This is a genomic window from Thermomonas sp., from assembly GCF_047606765.1.
GTDB lineage: Bacteria > Pseudomonadota > Gammaproteobacteria > Xanthomonadales > Xanthomonadaceae > Thermomonas.
Window position 1 is genome coordinate 1 of record NZ_JASGED010000007.1, and the last position, 18,841, is coordinate 18,841.

The 18,841-nt window shown below is 62.6% G+C and carries 17 protein-coding genes and 1 pseudogene; 11 read left to right on the forward strand and 7 right to left on the reverse strand.

The features are described from left to right. Together QM612_RS00655 and lpxC are read left to right on the forward strand one after the other, a co-directional pair. A pseudogene (locus QM612_RS00655) lies at window positions 1–465 on the forward strand (cell division protein FtsZ); the annotation flags it as partial. 337 nt (window positions 466–802) lie between these two features. Further along, entirely contained in the window at window positions 803–1,720 is a 918-nt protein-coding gene (gene lpxC, locus QM612_RS00660) for a UDP-3-O-acyl-N-acetylglucosamine deacetylase (RefSeq protein WP_415251968.1), read from the forward strand. Between the two features lie 218 nt (window positions 1,721–1,938). Here the strand turns inward: lpxC and QM612_RS00665 are convergent, their stop codons facing one another. Beyond that, complete coding sequence (locus tag QM612_RS00665) at window positions 1,939–2,403, reverse strand: DUF721 domain-containing protein (RefSeq protein WP_415251969.1); 465 nt, start codon at window positions 2,401–2,403, stop codon at window positions 1,939–1,941. A gap of 10 nt (window positions 2,404–2,413) precedes the next feature. Here QM612_RS00665 and QM612_RS00670 point away from each other — a divergent pair, with 10 nt between their 5' ends. The 3 genes from QM612_RS00670 to QM612_RS00680 all read left to right on the forward strand — a co-directional run bounded on the left by QM612_RS00670 (window position 2,414) and on the right by QM612_RS00680 (window position 7,288). Then, window positions 2,414–3,355 (forward strand): peptidoglycan DD-metalloendopeptidase family protein, encoded by a 942-nt coding sequence (locus tag QM612_RS00670; RefSeq protein WP_415251970.1) that lies wholly within the window; start codon window positions 2,414–2,416, stop codon window positions 3,353–3,355. Window positions 3,356–3,502: 147 nt separating this feature from the next. Further along, window positions 3,503–6,217 carry a preprotein translocase subunit SecA gene (gene secA / locus QM612_RS00675; protein WP_415251971.1) on the forward strand — a complete coding sequence of 905 codons (2,715 nt, stop codon included), beginning with the start codon at window positions 3,503–3,505 and terminating at the stop codon, window positions 6,215–6,217. Between the two features lie 72 nt (window positions 6,218–6,289). Next, the gene (locus QM612_RS00680; protein WP_415251972.1) at window positions 6,290–7,288 is read left to right on the forward strand and encodes a Nudix family hydrolase; all 999 of its coding nucleotides are present in this window, start codon (window positions 6,290–6,292) and stop codon (window positions 7,286–7,288) included. A 61-nt stretch (window positions 7,289–7,349) separates the two neighbouring features. On the opposite strand, the gene coaE is transcribed toward QM612_RS00680, so the two are convergent. From coaE to pilB, 4 genes are read right to left on the reverse strand one after another with little or no spacing between them, the layout of a single operon-like run. Next, window positions 7,350–7,961 (reverse strand): dephospho-CoA kinase, encoded by a 612-nt coding sequence (gene coaE, locus QM612_RS00685; RefSeq protein WP_415251973.1) that lies wholly within the window; start codon window positions 7,959–7,961, stop codon window positions 7,350–7,352. Window positions 7,962–7,976: 15 nt separating this feature from the next. Continuing rightward, window positions 7,977–8,840 carry a prepilin peptidase gene (locus QM612_RS00690; RefSeq protein ID WP_415251974.1) on the reverse strand — a complete coding sequence of 288 codons (864 nt, stop codon included), beginning with the start codon at window positions 8,838–8,840 and terminating at the stop codon, window positions 7,977–7,979. Window positions 8,841–8,857: 17 nt separating this feature from the next. Further along, window positions 8,858–10,126 carry a type II secretion system F family protein gene (locus QM612_RS00695; RefSeq protein WP_415251975.1) on the reverse strand — a complete coding sequence of 423 codons (1,269 nt, stop codon included), beginning with the start codon at window positions 10,124–10,126 and terminating at the stop codon, window positions 8,858–8,860. Window positions 10,127–10,137: 11 nt separating this feature from the next. Next, the gene (pilB, locus tag QM612_RS00700; protein ID WP_415251976.1) at window positions 10,138–11,859 is read right to left on the reverse strand and encodes a type IV-A pilus assembly ATPase PilB; all 1,722 of its coding nucleotides are present in this window, start codon (window positions 11,857–11,859) and stop codon (window positions 10,138–10,140) included. 116 nt (window positions 11,860–11,975) lie between these two features. Between pilB and QM612_RS00705 the strand changes: the two genes are divergently transcribed. The 6 genes from QM612_RS00705 (at window position 11,976) to QM612_RS00730 (ending at window position 16,744) form a co-directional block, all read left to right on the forward strand. Further along, the gene (locus QM612_RS00705; protein WP_415251977.1) at window positions 11,976–12,848 is read left to right on the forward strand and encodes a glycosyltransferase family 2 protein; all 873 of its coding nucleotides are present in this window, start codon (window positions 11,976–11,978) and stop codon (window positions 12,846–12,848) included. After that, a complete protein-coding gene (locus tag QM612_RS00710) occupies window positions 12,841–13,983 on the forward strand; it encodes a glycosyltransferase family 4 protein (protein WP_415251978.1) in 1,143 nt (380 codons plus the stop codon). The genes QM612_RS00705 and QM612_RS00710 overlap by 8 nt, the downstream gene beginning before the upstream one ends. Window positions 13,984–14,068: 85 nt before the next feature. Continuing rightward, complete coding sequence (locus QM612_RS00715) at window positions 14,069–14,347, forward strand: DUF1778 domain-containing protein (RefSeq protein WP_415251979.1); 279 nt, start codon at window positions 14,069–14,071, stop codon at window positions 14,345–14,347. After that, window positions 14,344–14,850, forward strand: a complete 507-nt coding sequence (locus tag QM612_RS00720) for a GNAT family N-acetyltransferase (protein ID WP_415251980.1) — start codon at window positions 14,344–14,346, stop codon at window positions 14,848–14,850. The genes QM612_RS00715 and QM612_RS00720 overlap by 4 nt, the downstream gene beginning before the upstream one ends. Window positions 14,851–14,888: 38 nt before the next feature. Further along, complete coding sequence (locus tag QM612_RS00725; protein ID WP_415251981.1) at window positions 14,889–15,917, forward strand: glycosyltransferase family 4 protein; 1,029 nt, start codon at window positions 14,889–14,891, stop codon at window positions 15,915–15,917. Then, window positions 15,914–16,744 (forward strand): glycosyltransferase, encoded by an 831-nt coding sequence (locus QM612_RS00730; protein ID WP_415251982.1) that lies wholly within the window; start codon window positions 15,914–15,916, stop codon window positions 16,742–16,744. Before QM612_RS00725 ends, QM612_RS00730 begins: the two co-directional genes overlap by 4 nt. Before the next feature lie 121 nt (window positions 16,745–16,865). Here QM612_RS00730 and QM612_RS00735 read toward each other — a convergent pair whose 3' ends face one another. Both QM612_RS00735 and QM612_RS00740 read right to left on the reverse strand, forming a co-directional pair. Then, on the reverse strand, window positions 16,866–17,966 hold the full coding sequence (locus QM612_RS00735; protein WP_415251983.1) for a glycosyltransferase: 1,101 nt from the start codon (window positions 17,964–17,966) through the stop codon (window positions 16,866–16,868). Then, on the reverse strand, window positions 17,963–18,835 hold the full coding sequence (locus QM612_RS00740) for an FkbM family methyltransferase (RefSeq protein WP_415251984.1): 873 nt from the start codon (window positions 18,833–18,835) through the stop codon (window positions 17,963–17,965). The genes QM612_RS00735 and QM612_RS00740 overlap by 4 nt, the downstream gene beginning before the upstream one ends. Window positions 18,836–18,841 lie beyond the last annotated feature (6 nt).

The following is an 18,841-nucleotide window of genomic DNA, read 5'->3' on the forward strand; positions in this document are numbered from 1 at the left end:
AACGGCATCCTGGTCAACATCACCGCCGGCCCGGACTTCACCATGGCCGAGTTCGACGAGATCGGCCGCACCATCGAGGGCTTCGCCTCCGAGGACGCCACCGTCATCATCGGCACCTCGCTGGATCACGACATGCAGGACGAAGTCCGCGTCACCGTGGTGGCGACCGGCCTGAACACCGCCGCCGCCACCGGTCGCCAGCCGCAGCGTGGCGAAACCGCCGCGCGTTTCGATTCCGGCTACGACGCCCCGCGTCGCTCGCATGTGCAGTTGATCAACACGCAGGTCAAGCGTGATGGCACCACCGGGCTGCCGATCGATGATGTCGTCGATCATTACGTGCCCACCGGCGGCAGCCTGGCCGGCAGCCTGCGTCGCAATGTCGATGCCGCACCGGCGGTGGCGGAGTTGCCGAAGGATGATTATCTGGACATCCCGGCGTTCCTGCGTCGTCAGGCGGATTGAAGCCTGACTCCTCCCCCTGCGAAGGCAGGGGGAGGTCGGGAGGGGGTGTTCTTGCCGACAGTCACGGCAAGGCGCAACCCCTCCCCAACCCTCCCCTGCAAGCAGGGGAGGGAGCAAGGACCATGTCCCATGCACACCGGGTTGCCAGCCCGGTGTGCCTTCGGGCCGGTCGGCAATTGCCGACCGGCTTCTTTCCGTAGCAATTTCGTCAACCGCCCGAAAGCGAGTCTCCTCGGCGCGTTGCGACGCGTTGCGACGCGTTGCGACGCGTTGCGGTGTTGTCGGAAGCGTGTGTCGTCGAGGCGCGGTTCAGCAGGCCGCGTGTTAATCTCATCCAATGCTGCGCCAACGCACACTCAAGACCACGATCCGCGCCACCGGCGTGGGCCTGCACGGCGGTGAGAAGGTCTTCCTCACCTTGCGCCCGGCCCCGGTGGACACCGGCATCGTGTTCCGCCGCACCGACCTCGACCCGGCGGTGGAAATCCCGGCCAGCGCCGCGCTGGTGACCGAGACCACCCTCTGCACCGGGCTGTCCTGCGAAGGCGCCAAGGTGCAGACCGTCGAACACCTGATGTCGGCCTTCGCCGGCCTTGGCATCGACAATGCCCATGTCGAGCTGACCGCGCCCGAGATCCCGATCATGGACGGCTCCGCCGGCCCGTTCGTGTTCCTGCTGCAGTCCGCCGGCATCGCCGAGCAGGACGCGCCCAAGCGTTTCATCCGCATCGTCAAGCCGGTGGAAGTGCGCGAAGGCGACAAGATCGCCCGCTTCGAGCCGCACGACGGCTTCAAGGTCGGGTTCACGGTCAAGTTCAATCATCCGGCCATCCCGGATTCGCTGTCGCGCGCGGAAGTGGACTTCTCCACCGAGGCCTACATCCGCGAAGTCAGCCGTGCCCGCACCTTCGGCTTCATGCGTGACCTGGAATACATGCGCGAGCGCAACCTGGGCCTGGGCGGTTCGATGGACAACGCCATCGTGCTGGACGAGTTCCGGGTGCTGAACGAGGATGGCCTGCGCTACGCCGACGAGTTCGTCCGCCACAAGGTGCTGGATGCCATCGGCGACCTGTATCTGGCCGGACACCCGGTGATCGGTGCCTACGAAGGCTACAAGTCCGGCCATGCCCTCAACAACAAGCTGGTGCGCGCGCTGCTGGCCGATGCCGAGGCTTGGGAGCAGGTCACCTACGCCGACCCGGTTGCCGCGCCGCCGGTGGAGTACGGGGCTGCCGCGCCGGCGTTTGCTTGATTTCCCGGCGCGATCCATCGCATCTACGGCAAGACCGCCGGGTGGAACGCGACGCCGCATTTCGAGCGGCTTCGCTGACACCCGGTGATCTTGTTGCGGGCCAATCCCACCGTGACCAGCCGCACGCATTCAGGCCCGGATTACGGCTTGTTTAACAAAATCACGGACTTATGCCGTTAGGATGCCCCGCTGGCCGGGTCGGCGGGTGCCTTGGGTGGCTACCGGCTCCGCGCCTTGCGGCCTGCGGCGGTGCCCGGTTCTTCCTCGGGCGTGGCCGAGCGCAGCAGTTCCATGGCAGTCGCCAGTCCCGACCGGCTGGCTGCCGACATCGAAGCGTGGGGCGTTGCGGGTGCCGGTACTGGCCGCAGCGGCTGGGTGGTCGTCCGGACGCCCATATCCGTCACTTCGAGCCCGATGGAGCGGGCAGCGTCGAGCAGTACGGGGGTAGCCAGCCGCAGGCGGGCATGCCAGACCGGCGAATCGACGAGGAAAACAAGCCTGTTGCCGCGAACATTGGCAAGCCGCGCATGCGCGGCCAGTTCCGGCGGCAGGTGGGGACGCAACAACCGATCCACTGCATCGAGCCAATGGGCACGGCGCAGGGTGTCGCCAGCGGCAGCAGCGAGCAGCGCATCCAGCGCTGCGCGTGGCCCGGCGGGTGGCGCGGATCGAGAATCAGGCATACAGAACGCAATGACCGAAACAACCAGCCAACACGATACCCGCCAGCGCGCGATTGCGCAGGTGCGGCGCATGCGGATCTGGGCGATGCGCAGGCCGCTGGCGGCGCTGGCCCTGTTGCTGGGTGCCGGCATGCTGTGCGGCGCTGCCGCGCGCAGCGCGGTGGGTCTGGCCGAGGTCGAGGCCATGCAGGCCGCTGACGCCAGCCGCAAGGCGGAGCTGGAAAAGGTGCGCCGCGAGGCCCAGCAGGAAGTGAACGCGCTGGCCGCACGGCTGGCTGAATTGCAGGCGCAGGCCAACCGCCTGAACGCGCTGGGTTCGCGCCTGACCCGCAGCGGCCAGTTGCAGGATGGCGAGTTCGACTTCGACAAGCCGGTCGGGCAGGGCGGCGCCGGGCGCGCCAGCGACATGCCGCCCGCCGAGCTGCGCCTGCGCCTGGCCGCGCTGGAGGCCGATTACCGCCGTGCCGACACCCAGTTGTCGGTGCTGGAAAGCCTGTTGTTCAACCGCGAGCTGGACCGCAGTGCGCTGCCTTCGCATGACCCGATCGCGGGCAGCTACATCACCTCCGGCTTCGGTTACCGCGCCGATCCGTTCGGCGGTGGCGGACAGTTCCACAAGGGCATCGACTTCGAGGCCAATGTGGGGGATCCGGTGCTGGCGATGGCCGATGGCGTGGTCAGCTATGCCGGCAACCGCTCCGGCTACGGCAATACCATCGAGATCGACCACGGCAACGGCTACGTCACCCGCTACGCACACAACTCGCGGCTGAGCCGTCAGGTGGGTGATCTGGTGCGCGCCGGGCAGGAGGTCGCCAAGGCCGGTTCCACCGGGCGCTCCACCGGAGCGCATGTACATCTTGAAGTGTGGCAGGACGGCGTGGTGGTCAATCCCCGCAAGTTCCTGGGCCACAACAATGCGCTGGCGCGCCACGGGCCCGGCAACGGCTGACAACGGAACGAGGGGCTTGCGGACGCTGCTTGCCGCCTCCAGCTACACTATCCGACTCCCGAACGGGCGCCCGGCGCCCGTTTTCGTTGTCATGTCCATGTCGATGCCGCGCCCGATGCGCGCATCCCGCCAGAGATTTCCCGCCCCATGTTCAACAGCTTGCTCACCAGCATTTTCGGCAGCCGCAACGAACGCCTGCTCAAGCAACTTTCCGGCATCGTCAAGAAGGTCAACGCGCTTGAGCCGCAGATGCAGGCGCTGTCCGATGACGCGCTGAAGGCCAAGACCGACGAATTCAAGGCCCGCATCGAAAAGGGCGAGTCGCTGGACAAGCTGCTGCCCGAAGCCTTCGCGGTTTGCCGCGAAGCCTCCGTGCGCGTGTTCGGCATGCGTCATTTCGACGTGCAGCTGATCGGCGGCATGATCCTGCACATGGGCAAGATCGCCGAGATGCGCACCGGCGAGGGCAAGACCCTGACCGCGACGCTGGCGGTGTATCTCAATGCGCTGGAAGGCAAGGGCGTCCACGTCGTCACCGTCAACGACTATCTGGCCCGCCGCGACGCCGCCCAGATGGGCAAGCTGTACAACTGGCTGGGCCTGAGCGCTGGCGTGGTGTATCCGGGCATGCCGCATTCCGACAAGGGCGCGGCCTATGCCTGCGACATCACCTACGGCACCAACAACGAATTCGGCTTCGACTACCTGCGCGACAACATGGCGCTGGCCAAGGAGGACCGCTTCCAGCGCGGCCTGCACTACGCCATCGTCGATGAAGTCGATTCGATCCTGATCGACGAGGCGCGCACGCCGCTCATCATTTCCGGCCCGGCGGACGAATCGCCGGAGCTGTACGTGCGCGTCAACAAGATCGTGCCCTCGCTGGTGCGCCAGCAGGTGGAAGACGGCACCGGCGACTTCTGGGTGGACGAGAAGGCCAAGCAGGTACACATGTCCGAAGCCGGGCAGGAACACGCCGAGCAGTTGCTGCGCAGCGCCGGCATCCTGTCCGCGGACGAAAGCCTGTACGCGCCGCAGAACATCCACGTTGTCCATCATCTCAACGCGGCGATGCGCGCGCATGCGCTGTTCCAGCGCGACGTGGATTACATCGTCCGCGACGGCGAAGTCATCATCGTTGACGAGTTCACCGGCCGCACTTTGCCGGGTCGGCGCTGGTCGGATGGCCTGCATCAGGCGGTGGAGGCGAAGGAAGGCGTGCCGGTGCAGCGCGAGAACCAGACGCTGGCCAGCATCACCTTCCAGAACCTGTTCCGCATGTACGGCAAGCTGTCCGGCATGACCGGCACGGCAGACACCGAGGCCTACGAGTTCCAGAACATCTACGGGCTGGAAGTGGTGGTGATTCCCACCCATCGCCCGATGATCCGCAAGGATCACCCGGATGCCGTGTTCCTCAACCGCGCCGGCAAGTACCGCGCGGTGGCCAATGAAATCAGGGAATGCGTGGCGAAGGGCCAGCCGGTGCTGGTTGGCACCACTTCGATCGAGGTATCGGAACTGCTCAGCGACAAGCTGCGCGAGGCCGGCATCCCGCACGAAGTGCTGAACGCCAAGCAGCACGAGCGCGAAGCGCACATTGTCGCCAATGCCGGTGCGCCGGGCGCGGTGACCATCGCCACCAACATGGCCGGCCGCGGTACCGACATCGTGCTGGGCGGTTCGCTGGAGGCGGAACTTGCCGCGCTGGGCGAAGACGCCAGCGAGAACGACAAGCGCCGCGTGCGCGAGGCATGGCAGAAGCGCCACGACGACGTGGTGGCCGCAGGTGGCCTGCACATCATCGGCACCGAGCGCCACGAAAGCCGCCGCATCGACAACCAGCTGCGTGGCCGTTCCGGCCGCCAGGGCGATCCGGGTTCCAGCCGTTTCTACCTGTCGCTGGAAGACAACCTGATGCGCATCTTCGCCGCCGACTGGGTGCAGAAGGTGATGGCGCGGATGGGCCTGAAGGAAGACGACATCATCGAGTCGCCTTTGGTCACCAAGCAGATCGCCAACGCGCAGCGCAAGGTCGAGGCGCACAACTTCGACATCCGCAAGAACCTGCTGGACTTCGACGACGTCAACAACGACCAGCGCAAGGTCATCTACGGCCAGCGCGACGAGTTGCTGGATGCCGACAGCATCAAGGCCAACATCGATGGCATCCGCTATGACGTGGTGGCCGATCTGGTGGAGCGCTTCGTGCCGCCGGATTCCATCGACGAGCAATGGGACCTGCCGGGTCTGGAAGCCGAACTCGCCAGCGAATACGCCGTGCAGCTGCCGCTGGTGCAATTGCACAAGGACGAGGCCGAGCTGGATGCCAGCCAGATCCAGGCGCGCGTGCAGGAGGCGATCGAGCAACTGTTCACCGCCAAGGAAGCGCAGATCGGCGAAGAGACCATGCGCATGCTGGAGAAGCACGTGATGCTCAACGTGCTCGACCAGAACTGGAAGGAGCATCTGGCGCGGATGGATTACCTGCGCCAGGGCATCCACCTGCGCGGTTACGCGCAGAAGCAGCCGAAGCAGGAATACAAGAAGGAAGCGTTCGAACTGTTCTCCGAACTGCTGGAGAAGGTGAAGCGCGAAGTCATCAGCCTGCTGGCGCGCCTGCGCGTGCGCGACGAGGCCGAGATTGCCGCCGCCGAAGCCGAGGAGCGTGCGCGTGCCGAAGCGATGGCGCGGCAGATGCAGTTCCAGCACCCGGACATGGGCGGGCTGGGCGCAGACGAGGAAGCCGCGCAGGCACAGGCCATGGCGCAGCAGCCGGACTTCGCGCGTGTCGGACGCAATGACCCTTGCCCCTGCGGCAGCGGCCGCAAGTTCAAGCATTGCCATGGGCAGCTTGCGTGATCTGATCTTCTCCCTCCCCTGCGAAGGCAGGGGAGGGCTGGGGAGGGGTCGAGCCGTTCGATGATGGCGCCGATGCAAGAGCAACCCCCTCCCGGCCTCCCCCTGCCTTCGCAGGGGGAGGGGAAAAGCATCCACGTCGTTGCCGGCGTCATCCGCGATGCCAAGGGCCGCATCCTGCTGGCCCGGCGCACGCAGGGCCGCGATCTGGCCGGGCTTTGGGAGTTCCCGGGCGGCAAGGTCGAACCGGGCGAAACGCCGGAAGACGCGCTCACGCGCGAACTGCACGAAGAACTGGGCATCGAGGCTGTCAGTGGCGAAGCGGTGATCCGCGTGCCGCAGCAGTACCCGGACAAGCGGCTGGTGCTGGACGTGCGTCATGTTGCATTCCGGGGCGTGCCGAAGGGACTGGACGGGCAGGCGCTTGTCTGGGCACCGCTGCATCGGTTGGTCGATTACCCGATGCCACCCGCTGACCGCCCGGTGGTTGCGGCGCTGCTGCAACCGGATCGCTATCTGATAACGCCCACGCCCGGTGCGGACGATGCCGGTTGGCTTGCCGGCTTGCAGGCTGCGCTCGCTGCCGGTGTCCGCCGCGTGCAGTTGCGCGCGCCCGGTTGCGCGCCTGCGCGCTGGGCGGAACTGGCAGAACAAGCGGTGGCGCTCTGTCGCGAGGCCGATGCAGAGGTGTTGGTCAATGGTGATGCCGGGTTGGCGGCAACACTCGGCATCGGCCTGCATCTGCGTGCCTTGCAACTGCGCGACGCGGCGATTGCCGGCAGCATCGAATCAATACGGGCCAGCGGCCAGCCGGTCGCTGCGTCCTGCCACGATGCCGAAGAACAGGCGCTGGCCGAGCAGCTTGGCTGCAGCTTTGCCATCCTCGGCCCGTTGCGGGAAACGCCCACGCACCCCGGACAGGCCGGCATCGGCTGGCAAGGCTTCGCCCGCCTGCGCGAGCAGGTGTCCTTGCCGATCTACGCCATCGGCGGGCTTGGGGTGGGCGACATCATCGAGGCGCGCGCCCATGGCGCGCAGGGCATCGCCGCGATTCGCGGGTTGTGGAATCCGTAGGGGTGGCCCCCTGTGGCCACCCACATCGCACAGGGCAGGGGGCAGGCACGGGGGCCTGCCCCTACGTGTTGGCGAGTTGCCGGTAGAACCGATCCAGCGCCTCGACCTGCGCCGGCAGGGCATCCAGCGGGCCATCGTTGACCAGTACGTCGTCGGCGATCGCCAGGCGCTCGCGCCGCGTCGCCTGCGCCTGGATCATCGTCCGTGCCAGTGCATCGTCGATGCCGTCACGCTGCAACAGGCGCGCAAGCTGCACGGCTTCCGGCACATCGACCACCAGCACCCGGCGCAGCCAGGGATAGGCATCGCGCCCGCCGCCTTCGGCCAGCAGCGGGATGGAAGCGATGGCATACGGCCCGTTCGCGGCCTCGCAGGCGGTTTTCAGCGCACTGCGCACGCGCGGATGCACGATGGCTTCCAGCGCCTTGCGGGCATCGGCATCGGCGAATACGCGCCGCCGCATCGCTGGGCGATCCAGGTTGCCGTCCGCCGCCAGCACGCCCGCCCCGAATGCGGCCACGACTTCGGCCAAACCCTCGCTGCCCACGGCCACCGCATCGCGCGCGGCCAGGTCGGCATCGGCCACCTTGATTCCAAGCGTGCGGAACAATCCATCGACCGCACTCTTGCCGGAGGCGACCCCGCCAGTCAGGCCGATGATGAAGCGGCTCACTGCGTCAATTCCCGCTTATTGCAGGCCGGCGATGCGCATGTAGAAGCCGACCAGATCCTTGCCCCACATGAAGCTGATCCAGCCGGCAATGGCCAGATACGGCCCGAAGGGAATCTGCGTGGCCTTGTCGCGGCCCTTGACCGCCAGCCAGATCGAGCCGACCACGGCGCCCACCAGCGAGGACAGCAGGATGGTGGGGAACACGCCGGCAAGCCCGGTCCATGCGCCCAGCGCGGCCAGCAGCTTGAAATCGCCGTGGCCCATGCCGTCCTTGCCGGTCAGCAACTTGTAGCCCCAATACACGATCCACAGGCTGAGGTAGCCGGCCATTGCCCCCAGCAGCGCCGGTTTGGCCGGCATGTACAGGTTGTCGCAGGCGGCGATCAGCCCCAGCCACAGCAGCGGCAGGGTGAGCTGATCCGGCAGCAGGCGGGTGCGGAAATCGATGCCGGACAGCGCAATCAGGAAGCTGGTGAGCACGAGCGCACCGAAGCCCTGCCAGCCAAAGCCGAAGCGCCACACGCAGGCCAGGAACAGCAGCCCGGTCAGCAGCTCCACCAGCGGGTACTGGATGGAAATCGGTGCCTTGCAGCCCCGGCACTTGCCGCCCTGGATCGCCCAGCTGAAGACCGGGATGTTTTCGTACCAGGACAGCGGTTTTTTGCATTGCGGGCAGTGTGAGCCCTCCACCACGATGCCGGGAGGCGGTGGGTCGTAAAGCTCGGGCTCTTCCAGAATCTCGCGGGCGTCGCGCTTCCATTGCCATTCCAGCCGGTTCGGCAGGCGCAGGATGACCACGTTGAGGAAGCTGCCAACCAGCAGGCCCAGGCCGGCCGCAGCGGGATAGCCGAGGCCGGGGTGTGCGTCGAGAAATGCCATTCAGGAAACAGCCTTGCTTACATCACCGTCATGGCGATCTTGAAGATCGGCAGGTACATCGCGATCACGATGGAGCCAACCAGACCACCGATGATGACCATCACCATCGGCTCGATCAGGCTGCTGAGGGCGTCAACGGTGTTGTTGACCTCTTCCTCGTAGAACTCGGCGACCTTGAACAGCATGGTGTCCAGCGCGCCGGCCTCCTCGCCGATGGCGGTCATCTGCACCACCATGTGCGGGAAGACGCCGACCTGCTTCATCGCCACGTTGACCGGGTAGCCGACGGACACGTCATCCTTCATGCGCAACACCGCCTTTTCATAGACGGTATTGCCGGTGGCACCGGCCACGCTGTCCAGCGCTTCCACCAAGGGCACGCCGGCCTTGAAGGTCAGCGCCAGGGTGCGGGCGAAACGGGCGATCGAGGATTCGTGCAGCACTTTTCCGATCACCGGGATTTTGAGCATCATCCTGTCGATGAAGTGCTGCAGTGCCGTGGAGCGTTTGTAGAAATAGATGAACGTGCCGATGCCAATCGCACCGATCAGGCCGATCAGCCAGAACCACTTCACCACAATGTCGGAGATGCCGAACACCAGGTTGGTGAAAGCGGGCAGGTCGGCACCAAAATCCGCGAAGGTCTCCTTGAAGACCGGCACCACGAAGATCATCAGCACGGCGCAGATGATGATGGCCACGGCCACGACTGCTGCCGGATAGAACAGGGCCTTCTTGATCTTGCCCTTGATGCTCTCCATGTTCTCCTTGTAGGTGGCGATGGTCTCCAGCACGGTTTCCAGCACGCCCGAGGATTCGCCGGCGCGCACCAGGTTCCGGTACAGCTCGTCGAACTGCACCGGGTGCTGGCTCATTGCCTCGTAGATTGAGGAACCACCCTCAATGTCGCTGCGCAGGCTGTTGACCATCTTCTTCATGGCGGGGTTCTTGTTGCCGCCGCCGATGATTTCCAGCGCCATCACGATGGGCACGCCGGATTTCATCATGGTCGCCATTTGGCGGCTGAAGCCGGCGATATCGCGCGCCGAAATCTTCTTGGCCGCGCCGCCGAAGAGTGGTTTCGGCTTGGGCTTGACCACGGTGGGGGTGATGCCCTGCTTGCGCAGTTCGGCGCGCAGCAGGTTGGCGTTCTTCGCCATCTGCTCGCCCTTCATCACCACGCCACGCTTGTCGCGGCCCTGCCAGACGAACTCCTCCAGCGCATTCAGGCGGCGGCTATCGGCTTTCTCGCTGGTCTTGCTGGTGGCAGCTCTGCGTGCGGACATGGTGGTTCCCCTCAATCCTTGGTGACGCGGTTGATCTCGACCAGACTGGTGATCCCCTGTTTCACCTTGTCCAGCGCCGAACGGCGCAGATCGCGGACGCCGCTGTTGAGTGAGGCTTCCGTGATCTGCTGGACATTACCACCGGCCAGCACGATCTGCTGGATTTCCTCGGTCATCGGCATGACCTGATAGACGCCGGCGCGCCCCTTGTAGCCTTCGGTGCAATCCGGGCAGCCCACCGGCTCATAGACCGTAATCCCGGCATGTACCTCGTCGGCAGTGAAGCCTTCCGCCAGCAGGGCATGTTCAGGCAATTGCACTGCGCGTTTGCAGTCGTGCAGTCGGCGCACAAGGCGCTGGGCGATGACCAGACTGACCGAGCTGGTGATGTTGTAGGGCGCGATGCCCATGTTCATCAAGCGAGCAATCGTCTGCGGCGCGTCGTTGGTGTGCAGGGTCGAAAGCACCATGTGACCGGTCTGGGCCGCCTTGATCGCGATTTCTGCGGTCTCAAGGTCGCGGATTTCGCCGACCATGATGACGTCCGGATCCTGGCGCAGGAACGATTTCAGTGCGGCGGCAAAGGTCATGCCGCGCCGGGCATTCTGCTGCACCTGGTTCACGCCGGGCAGGCGGATTTCCACCGGGTCTTCGGCGGTGGAAATGTTGCGGGTTTCGTCGTTGAGGATGCCCAGCGCGGTGTACAGGCTCACGGTCTTGCCGGAGCCGGTAGGGCCGGTGACCAGCACCATGCCATACGGTTTGTGGATGGCATCCAGAAAGAGTTTTTGCTGCACCGGCTCGTAGCCCAGCTTGTCGATGCCCATCTTGGCGGCGCTGCCATCAAGGATACGCAGCACGATCTTTTCGCCAAACAAGGTGGGCAGGGTGCTGACGCGGAAGTCGATCTGCTTGTTTTTGCTCAGGTTCAGCTTGATGCGGCCGTCCTGCGGCACGCGCTTTTCGGCGATGTCCAGTTGCGACATCACCTTCAGGCGGGCGGCGATGCGCGCATGTAGCTTCACCGGTGCCTTGCGGGCGGTCTTGAGGATGCCGTCAATGCGGTAGCGGACGCGGTAATCGTTCTCGTAAGGTTCGAAGTGGATGTCCGAGGCACCACGGCGGATGGCATCGATCAGCGCCTTGTTGACGAACTTGACCACCGGGGTGTCATCACCCTTGGCATCGACACCACTGTCGTTGGTCAGATCTTCATCGCCACCGGTGGTGTCCAGATTGTCCAGGCCATCAGAGTCACCGTCTTCACCCAGCGCGTCGGCGGCTTCCAGCCATTGCTCCAGGCAGCGCCTGATGCGCTCGGCATCCACCAGGATGGGTTCCACCGCCAGGTTGGTGTGGAACTTGATCTCGTCCAGTGCCTGCAGGTTGGTCGGGTCACTGGTGCCCACGAACAACCGCCCACCGCGCTTGAACAGCGGCAGCACCTGATGCTTGCGCAGCAGCTCTTCCTTGACCAGGGCGATGGCCGACTGCGCCGGGTCGATGGTCAGCGCATCGATCAACGGCATGCCGAACTCGATGGAATTGGCGGCAGCCAGCGCGTCGGGCGTGGCCAGGCGATGCTCGGCCAGATAGGTCGCCAGCGGTGTCTTCTCCGCCGATGCGGAATCCATCGCCTTGCGTGCTGCGGCTTCGTCCAGGGCGCCATCCAGCACCAAGCGCCGGGCGATGCCTGTGATGCCCATCAGGTTGGCACTGGGTGCTGCACTCATTTCTCGCCCTGTTTCCCCTCGCGATGCGGTGACTTTACTGCAAAACCCGCCGGCAAGGCATTGTGCGGGCAGGGCAGGATGCCCATCAGGACGGCATCCACGGTACGCTTCGCACCATGGGGAATCCAGACCGACCATCCGTATCCGTGATCCTGCCGGCCCGCAACGAGGCCGAGGGCCTGCGCAAGACGTTGCCGCGCATCCGTGAGGTACTGCCGGACGCGGAAATCATCGTGGTGGACGATGGTTCGAAGGATGAAACCGTGACCGTGTCCACGGAAATGGGTGCCAGGGTGCTGTCGGCCCCCTATGGCATGGGCAATGGCGCCGCGATCAAGCGCGGTGCCCGCGCCGCCAGTGGCGACGTGCTGGTATTCATGGATGCCGACGGTCAACACGAACCTGCGGACATTCCCCTGCTTCTGGCAAAGCTTGCCGAAGGCTATGACATGGCGGTGGGCGCACGCGATGGAAGCGGGCAGGCCAATCTCCATCGTGGCCTGGCCAACGGCTTCTACAACCGGCTGGCAAGCTGGATGACGGGGCACCGCATCCTGGATCTGACCTCCGGTTTCCGTGCCGTGCGCGCGGACAAGTTCCGCGAGTTCCTGCACCTGCTGCCCAACGGATTCAGCTACCCCACCACCAGCACCATGGCCTTCTTCCGCAGCGCCTACCCGGTGGCCTATGTGCCAATCGACGTGAAGAAGCGCGTGGGCACCGCCAGCCACATCCGCCCGCTCAGGGATGGCGTTCGGTTCTTGCTCATCATCTTCAAGATCGCCAGCCTGTATTCGCCGCTGAAGCTGTTTGTTCCCGTGTCCACGCTGTTTTTCCTGACAGGGTTGGGCTGGTATGGATACACCTATGCCACCCGGCACCAGTTCACCAACATGAGCATGTTGTTGTTCAGTGCTGCAGTGATCGTGTTCCTGATCGGCCTTGTTTCCGAGCAGATCACCAACCTGACGTACAGGCGCGATGGCTGATTCGTCCGTTCGCCGCAAGCGGGTGATGCTGATTACCCGCAACCTGCCGCCGCTGGTGGGTGGCATGGAACGATTGAACTGGCACATGGCGGATGAACTCGCGAACGTGTCCGATGTTTGCGTGATCGGGCCACAAGGCTCCGCTGCGCTTGCGCCTGAGAATGTGCAAGTCGTCGAAGTTCCGCTGAAGCCGCTGTGGAAGTTCCTGCTTTCCAGCTGGATCGTTGCGCGGCGTGAGGCCCGTCGCTTCAGGCCGGACATCGTGCTGGCTGGCAGCGGGCTGACTGCGCCGCTGGCGCGTGCAGCGGCGCGCTTCTGTGGTGCGCGGGCGCATGCGTATGTGCATGGGCTGGATGTAGCAGTCAAGCATCCCGTCTATCGCGCCATCTGGCTGCGCGCACTGCGCCGCATGGATGGAGTGATTGCCAATAGTGGCCCCACGGCGATGCTGTGCAGGAACATCGGGATACACGATGACAAACTCTGCATCGTCCATCCGGGGGTCGATCTGCCGAAGCAGGAATCGCGTCCGGTACGTCAGCTTTCGGGAAGCCCGATCCTGCTTTCCGTTGGCCGTCTGTCCACTCGCAAAGGGTTGCGCGAGTTCGTCACCAATACCTTGCCCATCATTGTGGCCAAGTATCCGAATGCACTGTTGCTGGTTGTGGGCGATGCTCCCAAGCAGGCATTGCATGCAGAGGCGCAAACACCACAGTCCATCCAGGCCGCCGCTGATGCCGCCGGCGTTGGCGGCAATATCCGTTTTCTTGGCGTCATCACCGACTACCAGGCGTTGGGAGATATTTATCGCGCCTGCGATGTCCACGTCTTCCCCGTCCGTGAACTTCCCGGCGATCCGGAAGGTTTCGGCATGGTGGCCGTGGAGGCAGCAGCGCATGGTCTGCCTACCGTGGCGTTTGCCACGGGCGGTATCGTGGATGCAGTGGCCGAAGGGCAATCCGGCTATCTGGTGCCGCCCGGTGATTACGCGGTGTTGAGTGACGCCATTCTTCGGGTTCTGTCAGATGGCGATGGCTGCTGGAAAGCACGTGCCGAGCAGTTTGCGCAGGGGTTTGCCTGGGCGGTGTTCGGCGAAAAGTTGCAAGCCGCACTGACCATAAATGAACGCCAATGAGGACGACGAATCGGGGAAACCCACAACTTGTCATGACAACGTCCGGACGATATGCTGGCCGGCATTGGCCCGCACGAGGTGTTGCATGAGCACGCTTCCCACATCCAAAACCGAGCGCATCGATGTGCGCGCCAGCACATCAGTCAAGCAATTGCTGCAGGAAGCCGCGCTCAGCTCCCACAAGAGCGTGAGTGAATTCCTGCTGGACGCTGGGGTGACGGCTGCCGCGCAGGCATTGGCGGATCGCCAGCGATTCGAGCTGGATGACGCGCAATGGCAGGCCTTCCAGCATGCGCTGGATCGCCCGGTGCAACACAAGCCCAGACTTGAGGCACTGCTTCGCGAACCCGGCCTGTTGGGATGAGCGGCCGGTATTCGCCCGTTCGCAAGCTTGCCGCTGGCGACCGGGTTGAACACTTCGACTGCGGCCATCCCGCGCTCAACGAGTTCCTGCAGCGCCATGCCTGGGCCAACCTGAAAGCGGGCAGCGCGCAGACATACGTCTGCTGCACGCAGGAGGGGGATATTGCAGGCTTCTATAGCCTGGTCGTCGGCAGCATCTCCCCAACGGTGGCACCGGTTCGTGTCCTCAAGGGGCTGGCACGCCATCCCGTCCCGGTCATGTTGCTGGCTCGGTTGGCCATTGATTTCGACCATCAGCGCAAGGGGCTGGGGCGCGCGCTGCTCAAGGATGCCCTGATGCGCACGGCGCAAGCCGCAGAGATCGCCGGGATTCGTTGCCTGCTGGTGCATGCCAAGGATGAGACCGCCAGGTGCTGGTACGAGGGTTGGGATTTCGAGCCAAGCCCAACCGACCGCTACCACCTGTTCCTGTTGCTCAAGGACATTCAGAAGCTGCTGAAGTAGGGAGGCGCTTTGATCTACCGCATCGGGTATTCGCCACAATGAGCATCAAGCAGCCTGCGATCTGGTTCCCCACTGTGCGTTGCGGCACAGGTACGGATGTTTTTACGGAAACCTTGGTAAATGGATTGCGGCAGCGCGGGGTTCGGGCTGAAATTACTTGGCTCCCACATCGTGCAGAATATCTGCCGTGGACGGTGCCCGTACCGAAGCCGCCTCGCTGGGCGACAGTTGCGCATGTGAATACCTGGTTGCATCCGCGCTTTCTTCCCAAGCAGTTGCCCATTGTGGCAACGCTACATCACTCCATTCATGCCCCAGCGTTGCGCCCATACAAGGGAATCACGCGGGCGGCATACCACCGCTACTGGATTGCTCCGAACGAGCGCAACGTGTTGCGGCGTGCAGACAAGGTCATCGCCGTCAGTCATTTCGTTGCGGAAGTGGCGAAACGCGAGCTTTGCGACGTGCCAATCGAGGTGATCTACAACGGCGTTGATACGGAGAGGTTCCGCCCGGCTTCGGAAAAGCACCAGTCAGGCAAGCCGTTTCGGCTGCTCTACGTTGGAAGCTGGATGCGGCGCAAAGGCGTCGATTTGCTGGCCCCCATCATGCGTGAATTGGGGGATGGCTTCGAATTGCGCTATACGGGCGGGCCGGCTAGCGAACGTGATAAAGCCGGAATGCCGCCGAATATGCGGGATCTTGGCAGGCTGTCTGGCGATGAGATAATCACTGAAATGCAAGACGCGGATGCCTTGTTGTTTCCTACTCGCAGCGAAGGCCTTCCCCTCACCGCGCTGGAGGCTATGGCATGTGGTTTGCCGGTAATCGCGACCCATGGTTCGTCGCTGCCGGAAGTGGTGACTGACGGAGAAACTGGCCTGCTTTGCAGGCAGGACGATGTGGGCATGTTCGTCGAAGCAGTACGCAGCATGGCAAGCGATCCAGGAAGGCGTGCGGGCCTGTCCAATGCCGCCATGCGCCGTGTCACCGACGAGTTCACGGGTCGGCGAATGATCGACGCCTATCTAGATGCTTACACGGTGGTGCAGAAGCATCGGTCATGACGGCAGCCATCACCATCCACTTCCACAAGCCAGAACTCACGGCTCGGTGTATCGACAGCCTGTTGGCGGATGGATGGACGACGATTCTGGTTTGGGACAACTCCGAAGATGATGGCGTCAGTCTTCTGCTGCTTGAGGAGCAATACAGAAATCAAGGCAAGGTGCAATTCGCGCGCAGCCCGGCAAACTTGGGGTTTGGCCGTGGAATGAACGCCGCCTTGGCCGAACTTGGGAACAGGGGATATGCAGGGCCGGTGTTGCTGGTGAACAACGATGCCCGGGTAATGCCGGGAATGCGTGCAGCTCTGGAAGCCCAACTTGCAGAAACAGGCAGTACTGCGTTGATTGCGCCACGCCTGTTGCAGGATGGCTGCGAGCAAGGTTGGTTGTACTACCAGCCGTGGCTGGCATTGGTGAGCAAACGGCGGTTGCCGGGTAGCTTTGCCTATCTGAGTGGCTGTTGCCTGCTTGTGCAAAGGCCTGACAACACGCAGCCGCTGTTCGATGAAGATTTCTTCATGTACGGGGAAGATGTCGAGCTTTCATGGCGCATGCGTCGACAGGGCGCCTGCCTGTTGCTGCTTGATCGCAGCTACGTGCAGCATGAAGGTTCTGCCAGTAGTGGGCAGGCCAGCGAAGCCTATGAGCGTTTTCTTGTGCAGTCGCATTGGCTATTGGCGAAAAAACTGGCGCCTAATCCTGGTGCGAGAATACTCATGCAGGTTCTTCGTGTTCCGTCATTGCTCGCACGGGCTTACCTGCGATCATGGCGGTATCGGTCGCTGGTGCCGCTGCGGGTGATTTTTTCTCGGAAAATGCGAAATTAAGGAAGGTCTGAACAAGCCGTCATTCCGGCGAAAGCCGGAATCCAGCTGTTTGGTAAGTCACTGAAAAAGCTGGATCCCGGCTTTCGCCGGGATGACGTTTCGTGAGTTGTTCAGAGCTTCCTTAAAGCAAGGATTGGATGAGTGCGACATGCTGTCGCGCCGCTTCGGTCGCAGTGAATTGTTCAAACCATTCATTGCCTGGGCGCGTGCTGGAATCTGGGTTTCGCAACGAGTCGAGCATTGCGTCGGCCAAGGCTTCCGCATTTTCGACGGGAACCAGCGATCCAAAGCGACCATTCTCCAATATCTCGGAGGGGCCATAGTCGCAATCAGTTGCAATTACCCGTGTTCCTGCTGCCAGAGCTTCCACCAGAACCAGTCCGAAGCCTTCGAAGCGGGAGCTTAAGACAAATGCGTGTGCCGCACCCATTTGCGTCATGGGGTGGTCCGTATGGCCGGCTAGCGCAATGTCTTCTTTGAGTCCCAGCCTGTCGATCTGCGCCTGCAATTTTTCCCGCAAAGAGCCTTGGCCAAATATCACTAGGCGTGCCTGGGTGCGTTGCTTGACCAGTGCGAATGCGTCAATGAGCACGTCAAAGCCTTTTTGATGCTCCAGTCGTCCCATGGCGATAAAAGTTGGCAGAGTCCTTTCTCGAAGTGAGTAATGAAGATTTGCGTCCGGCATCGGTGCTGGATTTGATGTGTCGTCGATGACAGGGTTTGGAATGACGGTGACTTCCGTTGGGGGAATCCCCAGATAGCTGGAAGTTGCAGGGGCCAATGCTCGTGATACAGCAACGATGTGTGCTTGGCGGGCTGCCCAGCGAGACAGTAATGGACCGATAAGCCGATTCAGTGCCGTTGCTTGTTCCCAGTCGACATGCAGATTGTTTTCGTTTCTTATAATGAAGGCAGGCGATAATTCCCAAGACAACTTCGACAGTGCTGCAGCTATGCCCGTGTATATCCCAAAGCAAATGACTGCATCAGGCTTCATTTCATTCACAAGCTTGGCCAATCCCCTGCACGCGCGAATGGGTTTTCCTGCTTTCAGGTCAACCAACTTGCATCGACTGTTTACCCTTTGAATCAGCTCGCCCTCAAGTTTGGCTGTCACGATATAGACATCGTGATTGAGTGATGCAAGTCCGGATGAAAGTAATATGGCGACTTGCTGGGCGCCGCCGGTACGAAGTTGTGGAACAAAAAGAAAGATCCTCATTGGATGGATTCGTGTGAGATGGCGAGAATGTCTGTAAACAAATCTCCGCCTGGGTATTTTTCAGAAAGAATTTCAAGAGATGTGCATTTGCAATATTGGTCATTCAAATCAAATATCAATCTCCCTGCAAGAGCATTGCATAGAGAATGAAATCCGCCGGTTTGATGTAGATAGAGTGGGTTGAATTCGCAAACTACCGGCATGCCGGAAGCGAGAAGTTGCGTCGCGCCTTGCAGGGCGTGCCCTTCGTACCCTTCAATATCCATCCACAGAAGTGCATCTGGGCGGGGTGATTCCACATCGTCAAGTCGAGTGGAAGGAGTAGGAAGCCCCGCGTCAGCGACCGAGTGATTGCCGCTGTTGGTCATGGATTCTTGAAGGAACAGTGTTGCCGTTGCTTCTTCTCCGACTGCCTGCGCCAACACGCGCACTCGATCCTCCACGCCGTTGAGTGCAAGATTGGCACGCAGCAGCCTAAGGTTCTCCGGATGGGGTTCAATGGCGGTTCCCGTCTGCATGAGGCCACGTGTCAATGCTGGGATCACGATGCTGCCGATATTGGCACCCACATCAATGAGATGCCTTGGTGTGGGGCGTCCTTCTCGGCGGAGTATCTCCAAGGCTATTACCAGTTTCTGGAAATCAAACTCGCCATGCAGGAACAGTTCCCTGCCGATGACCTTGTCCTGTGTTGAAACGACATATTTCTCGCGGTCTCCCACAACGAGATAGGGCATCGGTTCGACATCGTAGGCTGCTCGGCGCAGCAACGGCAGGCGGGCAGTCAGTGGTTGAAGACATGCCTTGGTTACCGCAAGCAATGGCGCGCGAAGTAGCCGGGAGTTTTGTAGAGAGTTTGGCAGATTCATTGTTGT

Excerpts from the sequence above, each read along its gene's own strand:
- lpxC (WP_415251968.1), top strand. The coding sequence starts at position 803 with ATGCTGCGCCAACGCACACTCAAGACCACGATCCGCGCCACCGGCGTG.
- QM612_RS00665 (WP_415251969.1), bottom strand. The coding sequence starts at position 2,403 with ATGCCTGATTCTCGATCCGCGCCACCCGCCGGGCCACGCGCAGCGCTG.
- QM612_RS00670 (WP_415251970.1), top strand. The coding sequence starts at position 2,414 with ATGACCGAAACAACCAGCCAACACGATACCCGCCAGCGCGCGATTGCG.
- secA (WP_415251971.1), top strand. The coding sequence starts at position 3,503 with ATGTTCAACAGCTTGCTCACCAGCATTTTCGGCAGCCGCAACGAACGC.
- QM612_RS00680 (WP_415251972.1), top strand. The coding sequence starts at position 6,290 with ATGCAAGAGCAACCCCCTCCCGGCCTCCCCCTGCCTTCGCAGGGGGAG.
- QM612_RS00690 (WP_415251974.1), bottom strand. The coding sequence starts at position 8,840 with ATGGCATTTCTCGACGCACACCCCGGCCTCGGCTATCCCGCTGCGGCC.
- QM612_RS00695 (WP_415251975.1), bottom strand. The coding sequence starts at position 10,126 with ATGTCCGCACGCAGAGCTGCCACCAGCAAGACCAGCGAGAAAGCCGAT.
- pilB (WP_415251976.1), bottom strand. The coding sequence starts at position 11,859 with ATGAGTGCAGCACCCAGTGCCAACCTGATGGGCATCACAGGCATCGCC.
- QM612_RS00705 (WP_415251977.1), top strand. The coding sequence starts at position 11,976 with ATGGGGAATCCAGACCGACCATCCGTATCCGTGATCCTGCCGGCCCGC.
- QM612_RS00710 (WP_415251978.1), top strand. The coding sequence starts at position 12,841 with ATGGCTGATTCGTCCGTTCGCCGCAAGCGGGTGATGCTGATTACCCGC.
- QM612_RS00715 (WP_415251979.1), top strand. The coding sequence starts at position 14,069 with ATGAGCACGCTTCCCACATCCAAAACCGAGCGCATCGATGTGCGCGCC.
- QM612_RS00720 (WP_415251980.1), top strand. The coding sequence starts at position 14,344 with ATGAGCGGCCGGTATTCGCCCGTTCGCAAGCTTGCCGCTGGCGACCGG.
- QM612_RS00725 (WP_415251981.1), top strand. The coding sequence starts at position 14,889 with ATGAGCATCAAGCAGCCTGCGATCTGGTTCCCCACTGTGCGTTGCGGC.
- QM612_RS00730 (WP_415251982.1), top strand. The coding sequence starts at position 15,914 with ATGACGGCAGCCATCACCATCCACTTCCACAAGCCAGAACTCACGGCT.
- QM612_RS00735 (WP_415251983.1), bottom strand. The coding sequence starts at position 17,966 with ATGAGGATCTTTCTTTTTGTTCCACAACTTCGTACCGGCGGCGCCCAG.
- QM612_RS00740 (WP_415251984.1), bottom strand. The coding sequence starts at position 18,835 with ATGAATCTGCCAAACTCTCTACAAAACTCCCGGCTACTTCGCGCGCCA.